Below are 17,930 nucleotides of genomic sequence, written 5' to 3'. Positions count from 1 at the left end.
GTGGCAAAGAGGGTTCTAACCCTCTTTGCCACTCACGACCCCCGCGTGAAACCAAACATTTAGGCAGAAAGTGGACATCCGCCCCGCTAAAAGTGTCCTTTGTGGACACATGAGTCATGTGCTGCGCAAGGTGTGAAGGCCGGGCCTTCATGAGCATCGCTGTGACTGTCGGCGTCCCTGAGATCGGCAGGCGCTGTCCCGACATCCGTGAAGGCCTCCTTCCCTACTCTGAAGGTAGGGAAGGAGGCCTTCACGGACCGGCCACCTGACGCGACACGTTTGCCCTACCCCTCCCGGCGCCGCCGGTAGTCGGCCAGCGCGCGATCCACCAGCCGGCCGGCCGCGCCCGTGTACCCCTCGGGAGCCAGCAGGGCCGTCAGGTCCTCGCCGTCGAACCGGGCGGCGAGCACCGGGTCGGCCAACAGTGTCTCGCCGAGGGAACCGCCGGTGCGCGCGGCTTCGGCCGCGACTTCGGTCATCAAGGCCTTCGCCGCGACCCGGCCCAGCGACGACGACAGGACGGCGGCGAGCCGTTCGGTCAGGATCAGGCCGCCGGTCCGGTCCAGGTTCTCCCGCATCCGGTCCGGATGCACCACCAGTCCCTCCACCAGTTCGGCCGCGGTGGTGGCGGCGCCACCGGTCAGCCGGAGACACTCGCGCAACGGCAGCCCTTCGGCGTGCCACGCGCCGCCGGGCCGCTCGTCCTCGGCGAGCATGGCCTGGGTCAGGATCAGGGCGAGCGCGGGCACCTGGAGCGCGGCCGTGCGGATCAGCGTGGCCAGCACCGGATTCCGCTTGTGCGGCATCGCCGAGGACACGCCCCGCGCGGCGCCCGCGGGTTCGGAGACCTCGCCGATTTCCGTGCGGGACAACGTCTGGACGTCGATGGCCAGTTTGCCGAGCGCCCCGGAGACGATCGCCAGCGCCGAGCCCAGTCCGGCCAGCGGGGCACGGGCGGTGTGCCACGGCAGCACGGGTGTGGCGAGGCCCAGCGCGCGGGCGAATCCGGCGAGGAGTTCTTCGGGATAGCTTTCCCGGCCTTCGCCGAGCCGGGGCCGGGCGAACTCGACGTAGCCGGCGAGGGTGCCCGCGGCGCCACCGAGCTGCGCGGGAAGCGCGGCTCGCGCGCGGCGCAGCCCGTCTTCGGCGGCCAGGACCGACTGGAGCCATCCGGCCGCCTTCAGCCCGAAAGTCACCGGCACCGCCTGGAGAGCGAGTGTGCGGCCAGGCATCACCAGGTCCCGGTGCTCCTCCGCGAGTCTGGCGAGCCCTTCGGTCACCCGCTCCAGTTCGGCCAGGATCAGCCCGGTCGCCCGGTGCGCGACCAGCATCGCGGCGCTGTCGGCGATGTCCTGGCTGGTCGACCCGCGATGGACGTACTCCGCGGCTTCCGGATCGACCTCGGCGACCAGCGCGGTCAGGTCGGCGACCAGGGCCACCACCGGGTTCGCGGCTTCGCGGCTCCGTCTCGCGAGGCTCACCAGGTCGACGGCCTTCGCGACGGCGCCGACGCGTTCGGCGGCTTCGGCCGGGATGACGCCGAGTTCTGCCTGCGCGCGGGCCAAACCCGCCTCCGCGTCCAGGAGCGCCTGGAGCCACGACTCGTCGGACGTGGCCGCTTCGACCGATGTCCCGGCCCGCACCGGGGAAAGCAGCCCGGAGTCCGTCGCGCTCATTTCGCGCCCGTCACGGTGGCGAGCAGCCGGTCGGCCCGGTCGACGTGGTTGCCCCGCCAGGCCACGTGCTGGTCGGGCCGGATCAGCACCAGATCCCGTTCGTAGAGGTCGCGGGCCAGCGGATCGACCAGATCGAGCACCTTGAGCGGGATGTTCCGCCGCGCCGCTTCGGTGCGCAGGCCGACGGCGGGCGGTGCCTTCGGTCCCAGGCGGAGCAGCGTGAATCCGACGCCGAAGTGGTCGAAGAGCGAGCTGCCGGTCACCCGGGTGTCGTCCAGCCACAGATGCGGCGCCCGGCCTCCCGGCACACTGCTCGGGGAGTAGCTGTCGAACGAATCCGCGGGCGGGTCGTCCGTGCCGTCGACGATCGGTGAGCCGTCGTACCGCGCGCCGAGCTGGATCCCGAGGGTGTCGAGCGTCCGGTCGCCGTAGTCCGCCAGCAGCCGCCCGAGCCGTCGGCGTTCCGCGCGGCCTTCGTCGGTGTCCTGTTCGACGCAGCGAGGCCGCGCGACGTTCGCCAAGCCCAGGTTGAGTTCCCGGGCCGCGCCGGTGTTGCGGATCGCGATGGGCCGCCGCTCCCGGTGGTAGGACGCGAGCAGGCCGGGCCCGGCCCAGCCCTGCGCCGCCGCGGCCAGCTTCCAGGCCAGGTTCGCCGCGTCGTCGAGCCCGGTGTTCATCCCGAAACCGCCGTTCGGTGTGAACAGATGCGCCGCGTCGCCGGCCAGGAACACCCGGTCCGTGCCGAAGTCGTCCGCGACCAGCGCCATCCCCGACGTCCACGGCCGTCTGCCGAGCACCGTGACCGGGACCGGAGCGCCCGCCGCCCGCCGTACGAGCGAGACGAGCTCCCCGTCGGGTGCCGAGTCCGGATCGGCCGAGCTGGTGAGCAGGAAGAACTCGTCCTTCCCGTTGAGCGCGATGAGGTTCAGCACCAGATCGGTGTTCACCGCCCAATGACTCCACGCCCCGCCGTCGACCAGGAAGTCCCGGTACAGCGTGGGAATGCGCAGATGCGCCGCGACCGTGCGCCCGCCGAGGATCTCCTGTTCGACCCCGCCCGCTCCGGCGTACCGGGAGCCGAGGTGGGGCCGCACGACGCCGCGGGCGCCGTCGCACCCCGCCACGTGGCCCGCGCGCCAGACACGGGCCTGGCCTTGGGCGTTCTCAGCCCGGACGTCGACGCCGTCCGCGTCGGCGGCGAGCCCGGTCACCCGCCAGCCGAACCGCAGATCGATGCGCGTCCGGGTGCGGGCCCGGCGGTACAGCAACTTTTCGACGTACATCTGGTTGGCGCGGTGCATGGGTTCGGGGACCTGCGCCGTGCGGGGGCCCGAAGCGACTTCGCGCATCAGGTCCCGCACGGCGGGGCGGCGATTGCGGGCGAGCCGGAACCCGTTGTAGTGGGTGTAGAACGCGATATCCGTCGAATAGTCCCAAGGCAGGCCGAGCCGCCGGACCTCGTCCGCCAGGCCGAGCCGCCGGTAGTGCTCCATGCTGCGGGCACCGTGCGTGCTGCCGCGGGGCTGGTCCGATGTGGACTCGGCGAGGTCGAACACCACCGACGGGACGCCGTGGCGGTCGAGGAACAGGGCGAGCAACAGGCCCACCGGCCCGCCTCCCACGATGGCGACCGGAGTCCTCGCCGGTGCGTTCATGACCCTTCCCCCTCCTAGATCGTCTTGACGAACCCGGAATCCACCGCGAACTCCGCCCCGGTGGTGTTGACCGAAAGCGGTGAGGCCAGCAGCGCGACGACGGCGGCGATCTCCTGCGGGTCGGCGATCCGGCCGGTGGCCAGGCCCATCATTTCCGGGACCACCTCGGTCATCACGGTTTCGGGATCCTTCCCGGTCTTGGCCGCGAACAGATCGGCGACGCCGCCCTCCTCGGTCCACCAGGCGGTGCGGACCGGGCCGGGGGAGACCACGTTCACCCGGATGCCCCGCGGCCCGAATTCGTCCGAGAGCACCTTGCTCACGTTGTTCATGCCCGCCTTGGCCGCCCCGTAGTCGACGTTGATGGGGGAGGGCTGCCGCGCGTTGCACGAGGAGATGTTGACGATCGACCCGCCGCCGCGTTCGATCATCAGCGGCAGCGCGGCCCGGATGGCGCGCACGGCGGAGAACAGGTTGAACTCGAACATCTTCCCCCACTCCTCGTCCGTGGCGTCAAGGAACGAGGCGCGCGGCAGGATCACTCCCGGTGGCGGCCCGCCCGCGTTGTTCACCAGGATGTCGAGGCCGCCGTAGAGGTCCGCGGCCCGCGCCACCACCTCCGCCGGCGCGTCGGGATCCATCAGGTCGGCCGCGACGTGCGTCAGATCGGCCCCGGCGAGCAGGTCGAGTTCCGGACTGCTCTTGCGGGACACCGCGACGACCCTGGCGCCTTCCTCGCGCAGTGTCCGGGCGATCGCGAGCCCGATCCCCTTGGAAGCGCCGGTGACCACCGCGACGCGGCCGGTCAGCTGTAGATCCATGATTCTCCTGATTTCTTCGGTTGGGATGGTGCGGAGTCCGACAGCGTGATTTCGAGCGCGGCCCTGGCGACGGCGTCCGCGTCGGTCAAGATGACCGAGTTGACGCCAGGGCGGATTCCCGCCGCGGTCACCCAGTGCACGGTCTCGGTGGGCACGCCGAAAGCGAACCGGCGGGGGTGCGGCCTGCCACCGAGGTCCACCAGGCGATACGGGCGGCGGGTGACGGCGAGGCCACCGGTCGGATACGAACCGCCCTGGGAGATCGGGATCCGGTGAAGGCGGCATTCGCCTCGTGCCAGCAGGTTCCGCAGCAGCAGGTCCTGGGTCCGGCGGAGGTCGGCGTCGGGCAGCCGCGCCTCGATCAGGGTGGTGGCGGCTTCGGTGACGTCGGGCAGCCGCGCGGAGCGCGCGATGAACCGGCGGGCGTCCGGCGAGGCCTGGACGCACAGACCCGGGCCGAGGACGCTCAGCACGCCGCTGTCGATCAGCGCCGCCATCTCCTCGACGCGCCGCACGGGCGGGCCGATCGAGAGGAACGCGTTCAGCGGCGTGTACCAGCGCTGGAGATCGTCGCGGTAGGAGTCGCCGGAGAGACCACCGTGATCGACCACGAGCCGGATCTCGTTGCGCAGGTCCCGGAGCACGTCGAGCGCGGCTTTGAGCGGGCTGCGCACGTTGCCCCGCCGCCCTTCGGAGATGTCTTCGTCCAAATAGGACCGAAGCCAGCCGCGGAACGGGCCGGTGCCGGTGAGGGCGTCCGCCGGGATCGGCCGCGCCACGCGGCGCCAATCCCACCGCGCCTCGACACCGAACTCGGCGAGCACCCGTTCTTCCTCCGGTGACGATGCCGGCGCCAGTGGATCCGACGGGACCGGCGCCCCATCACCCGCGGCCTCGACGAAGGCCCGCGTGAATTCCCGGGCTCTCGCCGGTGATTCGCGATCACGCACCAGCGCCGCGTAGAACACCGCGCGGACCTCGCGGTCGATCAGCGGCCAGACGTCGGCGCGGAAGTCGGCGGGCTCCGGGCGTCCGCTCAGCCGCCCGATCACCTCCGCGGTGAGGAACAACGGCTCGTGCCTGCCGAAAGCCCCTTTCTGGTTCTCGCCGCGCGAGTGGTACGGAACGCCGCGCCGGGATCCGGTGACGAGCCGGGGCTCGCGGCCGGACGGCCGGTAGACCAGGCCGTCGCCGGTGCGGACGAAACGACCGCCCCGGCCCTCGGTCAGCAGTGCCAGGTAATCGAAGAAGGCCAGTCCCATTCCTCTGAGGACGGTCGGTTCGCCCGGCCCGATCCCGTCGAGTTCGGCGCCGGCCGGGTTGCGCGGAGCGAGATAGCGCAGACCGTGTTTCCGGGCGAACCGCGTCATGGCGGCCTCTTCGCGGTCCGGGAGCGTGTCCAGATGGCCTTGGGTGAGCACCACGACGTCCTGGCGGTCGAGCACGGTGCCGCCGGACAGCCAGACTCGCTGCGAACCGTCTTCGGCGTCCCGCAGATCGACGGCCTTCTCCGCGCACAGCACGATCCGCACGGCGGCGGGGGCGGTCCTGATGATCCGCCGCAGCGTCCAGTACAGGTACGACCCGTAGAACGCCCGCGACGGATAGGAATCCGGCCCCAGCGTCGCGGCCTCCGCGCGGACCGCGTCCGGGATCTCGTCGGACGAGGGCGCCTCCGCGAGCGACCTCGCCCATTCGTGGAGGCTGGGCCCTTCGCGGACCGGGCCGGCCGCCTCCACGGTGTCGTCGAGGAACATGGTGATCTGCGCGGCCACGGTGTTCATCAGCAGTTGCGGGTCCTGGCGCCGATGCCACACCAGGCCGCCGTCGTGCACATGCGAGTCGAGGACGGTCACCACGAGCTCGCGGCCGTCGGGAACCAGGACGGAAGCGTTCGCGCACAACCGTTCCAGTACCGAAAGCCCGCGGGGCCCGAGGCCGATGATGCAGATCTCCACGACGCCGTCACCGCGACCGGTCGGGCCGCGCCGGCGCCGCGACCAGCAGCGTGGTCTCCAGCGCCAGCGGATGGACGGACTCCAGCCGCAGCCCCGCACCGTCCAGAATGGACTCGTAGCTCGCCAGGGTCCGCTCGCGGCCGCCCGCCATCATCAGCAGGTGCAGATCCCACAGCAGCGGCAGCACCTCGGTCCCGGAATCGGGGATGACCCGCTCCAGGATCAGCACGCGCGCGGACTCGTCCGCCATGGCGCGGCGGCAATGCGTGAGCAGCGTGATGCACTCGCTGTCGTCCCAGTCCTGCAGGATCCGGGACAGCAGGTAGAAATCGACGTCCTTGGGCACGGCTTCGAAGATGTCGCCCGCCACCACTTCGCAGCGGTCGGCGCAGCCGCGGGCGACGAGCTGGTTCCTGGCCACCGGCAGCATGTGTTCCTTGTCCACGAGCACCCCGTGCAGATGGGGATGGGCCTCCAGCACGGTGGACATCAGATTCCCGCTGCCGCCGCCGAGATCCGCGATCGTCTTCCCCCGAGTGAAGTCGAACGCGGCGGGGACGTCGGCGAAGAAGGCGCTCCCGGCGTTCATGGCGTCGAGGAACCGCTGCCCGGCCCCCGGCACCTCCGCCAGGTACTCGTGGAGGGTGCGGTCGAACGCGTGCTCGAAACCGGAACGCCCCGTCCGCACGGCGGTGACGACCGAACCCCAGGCCTGGTGGAACTCCTCGCCGTAGAGACGGCACATCTCGCGCATCGAGGTCGCGGTGCCCGTGCGCAGCAGCTGAGAGATCGGCGTGAGGCGGTAGCCGGTCCGGTCGTCGCCGTCGAACACGCCGATCGCGACCAGTAGCCGCATCAGCCTGAGCACGCCGTCGGGGTCGGCCTGCGCGCGGGCGGCGAGGGAAGCGCTGGTGACGTGTCCTTCGGCGAGATGGTCGGGCAGGCCGAGCGCCACCGCCGCGTAGAGCGCCTGGGAACGCCAGGTCCCGGTGACGATGTCGACCACGGCGCGCGCGGCCGTCTCGTCGGTCCCGTTCACGGTCATCCGTGCCGTCCCTTCTGCCCGGCACCGGTGAGGAGGTCCCGATGCCTTTCCCGGAGTTCGCGTTTGAGGACTTTCCCGGTGACACCCACCGGCAGTTCGCTCCGCGAGCCGGCGACGACCACGGCGGCCAAGGTCGCGAGCCCCGCCCGCGCGAGCGCGAGGTTGCACGAGGCGCGGATCTCCTCGGCGTCGGGCGGATCGCCGTGTCCGAACAGCACCACCGCCGCGGGCAGGGACCGGCCCGGTGCGGCGGGATCGGCCACCGCGATCACGGCGGCGTCCAGGGCCTTCGTCTCGTTGAGCACGACCTCCTCCAACGGCAGGCTGTACACCGCGCCGCCGGTGGTCTCGATGACGTCCGGCGTCCGGTCGAGGTGGTACCAGGTCCCGTTCTCGTCCTGGCGCACGACGTCGCCGGTGAGGAAGAAGTCGCCGCTGCGGGCCAGATGGTTCAGCGTCTCGTCGTTCACGTAGCCAGGGGTGACGCTCGGCGTGCGCACCCCCAGCAGCCCGGCCTCGCCCGGCGGCAGGACCCGGCCCGCGTCGTCGAGGGCGGCGGCCTCGCGGACCACCCGCACCGGTTTGCCGATCGCCCGCGCGTAGGTGGCGGAGTCGGCGGTGTAGACGTGTTTGAACAGCACCATGCCCATTTCGGACGAACCGAGACCGTCCACATAGGTCGATCCGGCGGACCGGGTCCCGTTGGCCGTGGTGTGGCCGAGCGCCACCAGCGGCCGGATGTGCCGTTCGTGGGACGCGTCGCCCATGCCCATCCAGGTGTGGACGGTGTCCGCCGCTTCCGCCGTCAGCGAAGAGATCGGCAGTTCCGCGAGGGTGCCGGGGAAACCGAGCACGAGCGTGGGCCGGAAGGCGTTCATCGCCTCGGCGACCGCTTCGCCCGACGTCCCGTCGGCCAGCATGGTCGGCGTTCCGAGCATCAGGGCGAGGCTCAGATAGCTGATCCCGGAGGAATGACTGTGCGGCAGCGCGGTGAGCATCCGGTCGGTTCTCCGGGAAGGGAACTTCCAGAGCCGTTCCCGTTTGCCGACGGAGAAAGTGCGGTGCGCGAAGGCCGTCGGCTTCGGCACACCGGTGGTGCCGGACGAGTGGGAGATCAGCACCAGGTCGTCGTCCCGGTGCCGGTGGGGATCCGGCAGCGGGGGAGACGGGCCGTCCCACGGTACGTCGACCGTCTTCTCATCGACGTACCGTCTTCCGGACACGGCGGGCACCTCGGTGTCGGTGACCACCAAAGCGGTGTCCGTGCGGTCGAAGTAATGCGCCGCCGTGTCCGGCGGCATCCGCGGATTGGTCAGCGTGGTGACCCCGCCGAGCGCCGTGATCGCGATGTGGTGCAGGAAACCGGCCAGCCCGTCACGCAGGTGGACACCGACCCGCGTGCCCGGTTCCACGCCCTCCGCCGCGTACCAGTGCGCGCGGCGCAGCACCTTGTCGCGCAGTTCGGCGAGGGAATGTCCCACCACTACACCGTCCTCGTGCCGGAACAGCAGCGGCCGGTCGAGGTCGCGGGCGATTTCGCAGACGTGCCAGAAGAAATTCCCCGCGCCCAGCTCACGCCTTGTCGACAGTTTCAGCCGGTCGGCGACGGACCGGTGCGTGCCCAGCAGATACACGATGCCCTCCGGCTCAAGACCTGCGGCCGAGGCCGCGCATGACGTGTTTCAGCTCGTCGAAGGAGTCGAGGTCCGGCACCGTCCAGCCGTCGAGGTCGTACTCGCGCAGGCACTGCTCGGCGAACCCCTTGTACCCGTCGACCTGGCCGCTTTCGGTCTGCGCCGCGAGGATCTCGGTGCGGATCGATTCGTGGTTCCCGGAGGAGTTGCGCTCGTACAGTTCGTGCCTGCTGCCGAACTCGGTGCCGATCGCGTCCCACAGCAGCTTCATCAGCTTCACCCGGCTCACCGCGTCGTGCCCGTTCGAGCCGCGGACGTACTTGTCGAGATAGGGCCGGATCGCGGGGTTCTTGAAGTCGTCCGCGCTCGAGTTGACGTAGATGAGGCCGCTGGCGACGTCCTGCTCGATGATCTCCTTGATCCGCGGGTAGCCGAGCGTCATGAACCAGCGGTACGCGAGGCCGTAGTCCTTCCGCGGCAGCAGCGAACCGTCCCGCCACTCCCGCGGATTCCTGGCCATCGCCTCGCTGAGCGCCCAGAACAGGTTGCGCCAGGCGAGCACCTCACCGGCCCGCGCCTGCACGCCGCGGAAGTCCTTGGTCCCGGTCATCTCGATCGCCTTGAGCAGGAGACCCGCGATGAAGTCGATCTTCACCGCCAGCCGGATACAGCTCTGGAAGGTCAGCCGCTCCAGCGAACCGGACTCGGCGACGAATTCGTTCACCTTGTCGGAGTCGCCGTAGATGAACACGTTCTCCCAAGGAATGAGCACCTTGTCCATCACGAAGATCGTGTCGTTCTCGTCGAACCGGCTGGAGAGGGGATGGTCGTAAGGACTGCCCATCACCGCGGCGGTGGCCGCGTAGGACGGACGGCAGATGAGCTTGAGCCCCGGCGCGGTCATCGGCAGGGTCGCGATCAGCGCGAACTCGCGTTCCTTGATGGGCATGCCGTAGTGCGAGATGAAGTTCAGGTTGGTGATCGCGGAGCCGGTGGCGACGACCTTCGCGCCGCTGACGATCAGGCCGCTGTCGGTTTCCTTCTCCACGTGGACGAAGACGTCCTTCACCGACTCGGACGGCAGGTGCCGGTCGACCGGCGGATGCACGATCGCGTGGTCCCAGAACAGCACTTTCTCCTGGGACTCGCGGTACCAGCGGCGCGCGTTGTCCTGGAACGGCGAGTAGAAGTCCGCGTTGGCGCCGAGTGTCCCGAGGAAACTCGCCTTGTAGTCCGGGCTCCGGCCCATCCAGCCGTAGGTGAGCCTCGCCCATTCGGCGATGGCCTCGCGATCGTCGAGGAGGTCCTGCGGGGTGCGCGGGGTCCGGAAGAAGCTGTGCGTGTAGCCGCCGCTCCCGGTGTCGGTCGCGGTCGTCAGCACGTCGTGTTTGGCAGGGTCGTGCAACGCGTCGTAAAGCCGCGCGGTCATCAGGGCGGAATTGCGGAACGCCGGATGCTTCGTGACGTCGGCGACGCGGTCGCCGTAGAGGTAGATTTCCCGGTCGTCGCGCAGGCTTTCCAGATATTCCTGCCCGTTCATCGGCCGGGAAGCCGTCGGACGGCCGTTCGCCGGACCGGTGGTTTCCTGCTGGAGTGTCATCGAAGGATTCCTGTCCCGTCGGTGGTAGGGGCGAGCGCTTCGGTGGCGGTTCGGCGCAGTTCGTGGAAGCCGCCGCGGTGGAAGACGAGCGGGGGACCGCCCCGGATCTCGAAGTTCCGCACTTCGCCGAGGTAGATCACGTGGTCGCCACCGTCGTAGGAGGCCCACGGCGCACAGCTCAGATACGCGGCGCAGCCGGCGAGCCGGACGGAATGCGGGAACACGTCCCAGCGGATCTCCGGTGCCGGATCCGTGCCCGCGCCCGCGAAATGCCGGGCGATTCCTTGCTGCCACGTGGAAAGGATGTTGATTTCGAAAGCGGCTCCCGCCAGTCGCGCGCACAATCTGCTGCGGCGGTCCAGCGAAACCATCACGAGCGGCGGGTCGAGCGAAATCGACGCGAACGCGTTCACCGTCGCGCCGTGTACGGCGCCTTCATGGCGAACGGTGACCACGGTGACGCCGGTGGCGAACTGGGCGAGGCAGTCCCTGAGCCCGCGGATCGCCTGTTTCACCGCCCACTTCCGGTTCGTCGGGGAAAGGGCGGGTGGGGTTCTTGGCCGGACACCGGTGTCTCCCTCCTGGACCGAATCGGTACGCCTCCCATGCTCACGAGGTCCGATGAAAAATCGAGCAAGGTCCGCTATAGCGATCTCCGTGATTCCTGGTATCCGCTTGGCTAGCCCTCGGATTACTAGGAATGACAGAGCACTATCTGCCGGACGCGTGGCCTGCGAGGCTGACTGAATCCCCGGATCGGAAAGCGACGATCCGGTTTGTCGCGGAGTCACGACCCGAGGAGCGTTCTGGTGACCAAGCAAGTGCCGCGCGTCGAGGAACTGGGCGCGGGTTTCACCCCGAGACTGTGGTGGACCCTGATCCTGCTGGCGGCCGCGGTGGCACTCGACGTCGGCAGCGTGGCGGTGGTCAATCCGGCGCTGCCCGACATCGGCCGGGATCTGCGGATGGACGACGCCCTGCTGCAGTGGACGATGACCGGCTACGGGATCACGTTCGCGGGCTGCCTGCTGTTCGGCGGCAGGCTGGCCGACGTGTTCAGCAGGCGGCTGGTACTGGCTGCCGGGATCGGGGTCTTCGCCGTCGGCGCGCTCGCCCCGGTCGTCGTGCCCACCGCGGAGGTGCTGATCGCGGCCAGGGCGGCACAGGGGATGGGCGCGGCCTTGTCCGTCCCGGCGGCGATGGCGTTGCTGTTCCAGGTCTTCCCGCCGGGACGGCTGCGCAACCGCGCGCTGGGGATCTACACCGCGGTGGGCGCGGCGAGCTTCGGGGTCGGCCTGGTGCTCGGCGGCGTGCTCACCAGCGCCTTCGGCTGGCACGCGGTGTTCGCCTTCAGCGCCGTCATGAGCGTGCTGGTGCTGCTCGGTATCCGGCCGCTCCTGCCGAGCTCCGTCGGCGACCGGCGGCCGGTCGACCTGCCCGGCGCGGCGATGGTCACCGCCGGCCTGCTGGCGGGCATCTTCGCGGTGACCAGGGCGGGCGAAGTGGGCCTGTCGGACACCGGCACGATCGTGTCGGCGCTGCTCGCGCTCCTGCTGCTCGCCGGTTTCGTGGCCTGGGAACGCCGGGCGCCGGAGCCGCTGTTCTCGGTCGGCATCCTGCGGTCCCGGCCGGTCCGCGCGGCGACCCTAGCCGGCGCGCTGTTCTTCTTCGCGCTCAACGGGGTCCTGTTCTTCGCGCCGCTCTACATGCAGGGCATGCTCGGCTACACGCCTTTGCAGTCGGGGCTGGCGGTACTTCCGATGAGCCTTCTCGTGGCCGTGTTCTCGAACGTCGCCGGCCGCCTGCTGTCGCGGTTCGGCCAGCGACGCGTTCTCGTCGCCGGCCTCGTCCTGCTCGCCGCGGGGGTCGCGCTCTGGCTCCGCACGCCGTTGGACGGCGACTACCTGACCCACATCCTGCCGGGGGTCGCGGTGATGGCCATCGGACAGGGCCTGGCCTACACCGCGCTCACCGCGGCTTCGCTCACCGGAGTGCCCGGTGCGCGGCACGGTGTCGCCGGCGCGTTCAACATCACCGCCCAGCAGGTCGGTTCGAGCGTCGGCATCGCGGCGCTCGTGGCGTTCGCTTCGGCACTGTCCGGATCGGGGGAGCAGGCCGATCGCCTGTCCACCTATCACGCGGTCTACCTGGTGATCAGCTGTGTCGTCATCGTGGGCGCGCTGGTCACCGCGGCCTTGTTCGGCCGTCGCGCGGACGACCGGGCGCCGGAGGTGGGCACCCCGGTCACCGGATGAGGTTTCACCCGTCAGCGCAGTGGATCGAAGGGAGTCGAGTCACCGTGAGGATCGCTTTGCTGGGCCCGCTCGAGGTGCAGTACGACGGGAGGCCGATCGCGCCCTCGGCGCCGAAGCAGCGAACGCTGCTGGCGCTCCTGCTGCTGAACGCCAACCACGAGGTGAGCGTCGGTCAGTGCGCCAGAGAGCTCGGGGACGGGGCGTCGAGGAAGTGTTCGGTGTCGACGGTGCACACGCACATCCTCCAGCTGCGCAAGGCACTCGGTCCCGCGGCGAAACGCCTGCGCACCACCGGCGCCGGCCCGGACGCGGGCTATCTGTTCACCACCGAGCCGATGGAACTCGACCTCGACCGGTTCGACAAGCTCGTCGGCATCGCGCGGACCCGGCGCGCGGACGGGAACCTCGGCGACGCGGCCAGGCTGATCACCGAAGCGCTCAACCTGTGGCGCACCGAGGCACTCGTCGACGTCAAGACCGGCCCGGGGGCGCAGCGGACGCTCGTCGGGCTGCGCACCAAACGGATGGAGGCCCTCGTCATCTGCGCCGACCTGGCGCTGCGGCTCGGTCACCACCGCCAGGTGCTCGGCAAGCTCACCGCGCTGGTGCACCGGCATCCGGCGGAGGAACAGCTGACCGCGCACCTGATGACGGCGCTCTACCGCAGCGGCAGGCAGGGCGACGCGCTGGCGGTGTACCAGCGGTTCCTGACCTCCGCCGAGACGAGCTCACGCGCCCTGAGCGAACTCCAGACGGCCATCCTCCTGGCCGACCCGGTCCTGGAGGGGCCCGCGATGACCCCCTCCGACCTCATCTCCGCCGGGTGACCGAGGGGGTCACCCGGCGATTTCGAGGAGCTCCAGGTCCCCGCCGGCGTGTTCGGCGCGGCCGAGGAGCTGGAGCGAGCCGGTGACCGGGTCCCGCCGGACCCGGTCACCGGTGGACAGCCAGCCACCGTTCCAGGGGTCGCTCTCCATGACGTACGGCGAACGTGCCAGGTGCACGTCCAGCACGCCGTTCGCGACGCGGATCCTGATCCCCGGCACCGGTTTCCCGACGCCGGAGACCGCGAACCGGCCCGCGACGTCCATCGAGATCACGCCGGTTTCGGTGGTGCCGTAAGCCTGGCCGACGCGCACGCCGTGCCGGGCCCGGAAGCGGTCGAAGACGTCGCGGCGCAGGACGTCGCCACTGGAGATCGCGGCACGCAGCGAGGTGAAGGGCTCGACGGAATCCTCGCCGAGCCGCGCGAAATGCCGGGGTTCCCCGAGGACGACGTCGGCCGCCCGCGTGGGCGCGGCCGGGGCGGGGAACAGCAGGACAGCGCCGGTGTCGAGGCCGTGCAGGACACCGCCGACGAGACCGAAGGAACGCGCGGTGGAGTTCAGCAGCAGCACCAGTTCCCCAGGTCCCGGAACGCCGTCCACGGCGGCGATCCGGCCGAGTTCGGCGAGGATCGACTCCGGCGTCCGGCCGATGAGCTTTCCCGCGCCGGTGGTGCCCGAGGAGAGCTGGAGCAGACCGTGGCCGGTGGAGGCGGGCTCGCCGTCGGGCAGCCGTCTCACCAGCACTTCGCATTCGTCGGTGAACGGGCGGTGCCTGCGACCGCTGCCGCCGAAGGTGACGAAGTACTGCGGCCGCCACCGGCCGAGCAGACAGGTCATCTCGGCGAGGCAGGTCTTCTGCTCGATCAAGGCGATCTGTGCGCCCAGCTCCCACAGGGCGAACACCGACCACAACTGGGTGAAGCTGGGGGTTCCGTGCAGGGCGACCGTGGTCCCGGCGCCGATGCCGTGATGGCGGTAGGCGTTGGCGAGCCAGGCCACCTCCGCCCGGAGCTTGCCGCGGGTGACGGCGCGCTCTCCGCACGCCCACAGCTCGTCGTCGGTGCCGCGGCCGAGAAGGTCCTCTCCCCACCAGGATCGCGTTTTCATGCCCACCACCGTCCGAAGGCCGGTCCCGCCCGGGCCGCGAGACCGGGGCGGGACCGGCGGAGGTCACTTTTCCAGACAGAATTCGCCGACGGGCCAGCCGACGTGCCGCTGGTCGGTGGCGAGGTAACCCAGTACCTGCGTGCCCGGCGTGAGCTCGGTGACGTTGAGCACCGCGCCGCCGGGGCCGAGCACCCGCACGTGCCAGTCGTCCTGCACGATCAGGTTGACGCCGACACCGTCCTCCGAAACGGCCTTGATGCTCAGCAGCGGCCGGGATTCCAGCTTGATCCGCCCGACCACGATCCGGCGGGTCCGGCCGTCGGCGCCGACGCCGAGCACGGTGCTGCCCGCCTTGAGCTCGCTCAGGTAGTTCGTCCGGTTGTCCTGCCCGAAGACGTACGAGTGCAGTGCCCCGGCGTTGATCCGGAACGGCCTCGTCGGCATGTAGGGCAGCGGATGGGTTTCGCTGCAGCACAGGATGAAACCCTGCGAGTACGAGCCGACCAGCATGCCCTCGTCCTCGCCGAAATGGGTGCAGGTGTCGATGCAGACCCGGTCGCCGAGTCCGCAGTGCTCGATCGACTCGACGGTGAGCTTGGCCAGGCTCAGCTGCGGGGTCTTGTCCCGCAGGATCTCCATCAGGCCGAAGACGTCGTTGGCGTCGCGAGGCGCCAGCAACACGCCTTCGGAGCCTTTTTCGAGGACGTCCACGATGATCTGCGCTTCTTCGAGATCGGCGGCCTGGCAGATCAGCTGCCCCGGCGAACCGTCCGCCGCCGCGATCACGATCTCCAGCGGGATCTTCGTCGGGTCGCGGAACTCCACCACCGTGTAAGGCAGCGAACGCGCGGATTCGCAGGCGAGCGTCAGCGTGGCGTCGTCGCGCACGTGCACCAGCCCGGCGATGTCGGTCTTGTCGTCGTACCACGCGCTCTTGAGCGCGTTCAGCTCGGTTTCCCCGCCCACGGTGCGAAGCCGCACCAGGCCCTCGCCGGCACCGGCGCCGTCCGGCTGGACCAGAACGCGTTTGACGGTGGCGGGAAGGGTGTCGAGCAGGCTTACGTCGTCGTGCACGATGGCGTCCACCCGCGCGTGCACGGCCGCGTCGACGACCGCCTCCCGCTGGACGTCGGGCACGGTACGGAGGTCGATCCAGGCGAACTTCACGGGGCACCCACCAGTTCCTTGCGCAGGGAGTCGGTCAGCTGAGGGCCGTGGATCGCCGCGGCCAGTTCACGGACGGCGCGGCGCGGGTCAGGGCTGTCGAAGACCCGCCTGCCCACGGCCACGCCCCGGCAGCCCGCCGCCAAGGCCGAGGTGGCGAAGGCGGTGAGGCCGCCTTCGACGGCGGCGCCGCCCGCGACCACGACCGGGATCGGCGAGCTGAGCACCACCTGGGCCATCCGCTCGGCGGGCGTGGCCAGCACCGTCTTGACGATGTCGGCGCCGAGGTCGGCCGCGATGCCGACCACGTGCGCGAGCAGCGCCGGATCACCGGGATCGCTGATCCGCGGGCCGCGGGGATAGATCATGGCCAGCAACGGCATTCCCCAGTTCGCGCAGGCCGACGCGACGGCGCCGAGATCGGCCAGTTGCACCGCCTCGGTCTCCGAACCGATGTTGACGTGCACGCTGACCGCGTCCGCGCCCAGCCGCACCGCTTCGTCGACACCACCGACGAGCACCTTGGCGTCCCGGTCGCTGGCGTGCGTGGTGCTGGCGGAAAGGTGCACCACCAGGGAACAGTCGCCCAGCGCCGCCGGATCGACCATGCGCGCGCGTCCCTTGTGCACGACGATCGCGTCGCCGCCACCGTCCGAGATGTCTTCTATCAAGCGATTGAAAGCCGCCGCGGTGCCGATGGGGCCATCGGAGATCGAATGGTCCAGCGGCACGAAGAGGTATCTGTTGTCACCGCGCCGGGAAAGGCGCGCCATGCGTAGTGATTTCCCGGTGAGAAGATTGACTGACATCTGCCCGCCTAGCGTGTCGTATCCGAAGTACCTGCCTTTGGCTGCTGGGCTCCGCATCCGGCATTCGAGCGGTGCGGGATTCTCCCTTGAGCCAGGCTGGCAGCGCACGCTGAAGAATCAGGCGAAAATCGGCAGAGATCAGCCGCCCGGCGCCGCGACCCGGTTCTCGGGCCCGGCCTCGCGCTCCGCGTGGGCGCGCTTCGTCTCGGCCGCCGCCGCGGCGAGCGCTTCGAGGGCGGCTTGGGACGGGCTGCCCTTGTCCGCTGTGTAGGTGACCAGTTTCTGGTCGAGCACACCGGGAACGGAAAGGGATTCATAATGCAATTCGAGTTTGCCCACCAGCGGGTGGTCGAACTCCCGCAGGCCGTGGCTCCGGTCCTGGACGTCGTGGTTCTCCCACCACTGCCGGAAATCCTCGCTCTTGAGGAACAGTTCCCCGACCAGCGCGACGATGCCGGGATCGTCCGGATAGCGGCCGACCGCCACCCGGAGATGCGCCAGTTCCTGCCGCGCCATCTGTTCCCAGTCCACGTACAGTTCCCGCGCGGCGGGGTCGCAGAAGCCGTGCCACACCATGTTGCGCAGCGGTGGGCGGCAGGCTTCGAAATCGGTGAGCAGCGCGACCGCGAGATCGTTCCAGGCGAGCACTTCCATCCGCCGCCCGACGACGAACGCGGGCGTGCTCGGGTTCAGCAGTTCGAGCAGCCTGCGCACGCTCGGCCGGACCTCTTCGTCGGAATTCGCCCGCCGGGGCGCCGGTTCGGAGCGGGCGAGCGTGTACAGGTGACTGCGTTCGTCCTCGTCGAGGCCCAGTACCCGTGAAAGCGCCTCCAGCACGGTGGGCGAGGGCCGCCCGTCGCGGCCCTGCTCCATCCGGACGTAGTAATCGACGCTGATCCCGGCCAGGTGGGCGATCTCCGTGCGGCGCAGGCCCGGAGTACGCCTGCGGCCGACCGACGTCAGTCCCACGTCCTCCGGCCGCAGCCGATCACGCCGGGACCGCAGGAAATCGCTGAGTTCCTTCCTTGCCTGCACCTACCCATTATGGCGGACGGGGCGAGGTGAACAACCTCGGTAAGCTGGTAATGCCATTACTAGGCTGGCGATTACTATTAAGGGGTAAGCCCGACGTGCCGTGGTGGGCGGGGATGCTTTCCCTCGCGCCGGGTGAGTGTGAGGGGGCAAAGGTGTTCTGCCGGGTTGCAGGTCCGTGAAGGCCTCCTTGAGGGGCCTAGAGTCCCTCAAGGAGGCCTTCACGGACCGGTGTTCGTCGGCGATCGGCGGGGTGAAGGGGCTCGAGAGCGTCGGGGATAGGCCACTTAGGGGGGAATGAACGGCCCCAAAAGGGTTAGCGGCCTCAAAAGCGGGGCGGGGGACGG

The 17,930-nt window shown here is 70.0% G+C and carries 14 protein-coding genes; 2 read left to right on the top strand and 12 right to left on the bottom strand.

The window, feature by feature from the left end:
- Positions 1 to 284: 284 nt before the first annotated feature.
- From ACFWMR_RS37200 to ACFWMR_RS37165, 8 genes are read right to left on the bottom strand one after another with little or no spacing between them, the layout of a single operon-like run.
- Complete coding sequence (locus ACFWMR_RS37200; protein ID WP_378381791.1) at positions 285 to 1,676, bottom strand: class-II fumarase/aspartase family protein; 1,392 nt, start codon at positions 1,674 to 1,676, stop codon at positions 285 to 287.
- Positions 1,673 to 3,331 (bottom strand): FAD-dependent monooxygenase, encoded by a 1,659-nt coding sequence (locus ACFWMR_RS37195; RefSeq protein WP_378381790.1) that lies wholly within the window; start codon positions 3,329 to 3,331, stop codon positions 1,673 to 1,675. Before ACFWMR_RS37195 ends, ACFWMR_RS37200 begins: the two co-directional genes overlap by 4 nt.
- A 14-nt stretch (positions 3,332 to 3,345) precedes the next feature.
- Positions 3,346 to 4,152, bottom strand: coding sequence for an SDR family NAD(P)-dependent oxidoreductase (locus ACFWMR_RS37190; protein ID WP_378381789.1), 807 nt, complete (start codon positions 4,150 to 4,152; stop codon positions 3,346 to 3,348).
- Positions 4,137 to 6,110 carry an FAD/NAD(P)-binding protein gene (locus tag ACFWMR_RS37185; protein ID WP_378381788.1) on the bottom strand — a complete coding sequence of 658 codons (1,974 nt, stop codon included), beginning with the start codon at positions 6,108 to 6,110 and terminating at the stop codon, positions 4,137 to 4,139. The genes ACFWMR_RS37190 and ACFWMR_RS37185 overlap by 16 nt, the downstream gene beginning before the upstream one ends.
- Before the next feature lie 7 nt (positions 6,111 to 6,117).
- On the bottom strand, positions 6,118 to 7,155 hold the full coding sequence (locus tag ACFWMR_RS37180) for a methyltransferase (protein WP_378381787.1): 1,038 nt from the start codon (positions 7,153 to 7,155) through the stop codon (positions 6,118 to 6,120).
- Positions 7,152 to 8,789 (bottom strand): class I adenylate-forming enzyme family protein, encoded by a 1,638-nt coding sequence (locus ACFWMR_RS37175; protein WP_378381786.1) that lies wholly within the window; start codon positions 8,787 to 8,789, stop codon positions 7,152 to 7,154. Before ACFWMR_RS37175 ends, ACFWMR_RS37180 begins: the two co-directional genes overlap by 4 nt.
- Positions 8,790 to 8,802: 13 nt before the next feature.
- On the bottom strand, positions 8,803 to 10,389 hold the full coding sequence (locus tag ACFWMR_RS37170) for a 4-hydroxyphenylacetate 3-hydroxylase N-terminal domain-containing protein (RefSeq protein ID WP_378277184.1): 1,587 nt from the start codon (positions 10,387 to 10,389) through the stop codon (positions 8,803 to 8,805).
- Positions 10,386 to 10,904 carry a flavin reductase family protein gene (locus ACFWMR_RS37165; protein WP_378381784.1) on the bottom strand — a complete coding sequence of 173 codons (519 nt, stop codon included), beginning with the start codon at positions 10,902 to 10,904 and terminating at the stop codon, positions 10,386 to 10,388. Before ACFWMR_RS37165 ends, ACFWMR_RS37170 begins: the two co-directional genes overlap by 4 nt.
- A gap of 294 nt (positions 10,905 to 11,198) precedes the next feature.
- Here ACFWMR_RS37165 and ACFWMR_RS37160 point away from each other — a divergent pair, with 294 nt between their 5' ends.
- Both ACFWMR_RS37160 and ACFWMR_RS37155 read left to right on the top strand, forming a co-directional pair.
- Positions 11,199 to 12,644 (top strand): MFS transporter, encoded by a 1,446-nt coding sequence (locus ACFWMR_RS37160; protein ID WP_167406336.1) that lies wholly within the window; start codon positions 11,199 to 11,201, stop codon positions 12,642 to 12,644.
- A 44-nt stretch (positions 12,645 to 12,688) separates the two neighbouring features.
- Entirely contained in the window at positions 12,689 to 13,471 is a 783-nt protein-coding gene (locus ACFWMR_RS37155; protein WP_378381783.1) for an AfsR/SARP family transcriptional regulator, read from the top strand.
- A 9-nt stretch (positions 13,472 to 13,480) separates the two neighbouring features.
- Here ACFWMR_RS37155 and ACFWMR_RS37150 read toward each other — a convergent pair whose 3' ends face one another.
- The 4 genes from ACFWMR_RS37150 to ACFWMR_RS37135 form a co-directional block, all read right to left on the bottom strand.
- The gene (locus tag ACFWMR_RS37150; RefSeq protein ID WP_378381782.1) at positions 13,481 to 14,578 is read right to left on the bottom strand and encodes an AMP-binding protein; all 1,098 of its coding nucleotides are present in this window, start codon (positions 14,576 to 14,578) and stop codon (positions 13,481 to 13,483) included.
- Between the two features lie 63 nt (positions 14,579 to 14,641).
- A complete protein-coding gene (locus ACFWMR_RS37145) occupies positions 14,642 to 15,745 on the bottom strand; it encodes a 3-dehydroquinate synthase II family protein (protein WP_378381780.1) in 1,104 nt (367 codons plus the stop codon).
- Positions 15,742 to 16,551, bottom strand: coding sequence for a 2-amino-3,7-dideoxy-D-threo-hept-6-ulosonate synthase (locus ACFWMR_RS37140; RefSeq protein ID WP_093937451.1), 810 nt, complete (start codon positions 16,549 to 16,551; stop codon positions 15,742 to 15,744). The genes ACFWMR_RS37145 and ACFWMR_RS37140 overlap by 4 nt, the downstream gene beginning before the upstream one ends.
- 138 nt (positions 16,552 to 16,689) lie before the next feature.
- Positions 16,690 to 17,586, bottom strand: a complete 897-nt coding sequence (locus ACFWMR_RS37135; protein WP_378381779.1) for a helix-turn-helix transcriptional regulator — start codon at positions 17,584 to 17,586, stop codon at positions 16,690 to 16,692.
- Between the last annotated feature and the right edge of the window lie 344 nt (positions 17,587 to 17,930).

This window comes from Amycolatopsis thailandensis (assembly GCF_042723255.1).
Lineage (GTDB): Bacteria > Actinomycetota > Actinomycetes > Mycobacteriales > Pseudonocardiaceae > Amycolatopsis > Amycolatopsis thailandensis.
The sequence above is the reverse complement of the archived record's forward strand: the minus strand, read 5'-3'. Positions and strand labels throughout refer to the sequence as shown.

Excerpts from the sequence above, each read along its gene's own strand:
- ACFWMR_RS37180 (WP_378381787.1), bottom strand. The coding sequence starts at position 7,155 with ATGACCGTGAACGGGACCGACGAGACGGCCGCGCGCGCCGTGGTCGAC.
- ACFWMR_RS37195 (WP_378381790.1), bottom strand. The coding sequence starts at position 3,331 with ATGAACGCACCGGCGAGGACTCCGGTCGCCATCGTGGGAGGCGGGCCG.
- ACFWMR_RS37190 (WP_378381789.1), bottom strand. The coding sequence starts at position 4,152 with ATGGATCTACAGCTGACCGGCCGCGTCGCGGTGGTCACCGGCGCTTCC.
- ACFWMR_RS37200 (WP_378381791.1), bottom strand. The coding sequence starts at position 1,676 with ATGAGCGCGACGGACTCCGGGCTGCTTTCCCCGGTGCGGGCCGGGACA.
- ACFWMR_RS37170 (WP_378277184.1), bottom strand. The coding sequence starts at position 10,389 with ATGACACTCCAGCAGGAAACCACCGGTCCGGCGAACGGCCGTCCGACG.
- ACFWMR_RS37140 (WP_093937451.1), bottom strand. The coding sequence starts at position 16,551 with ATGTCAGTCAATCTTCTCACCGGGAAATCACTACGCATGGCGCGCCTT.
- ACFWMR_RS37150 (WP_378381782.1), bottom strand. The coding sequence starts at position 14,578 with ATGAAAACGCGATCCTGGTGGGGAGAGGACCTTCTCGGCCGCGGCACC.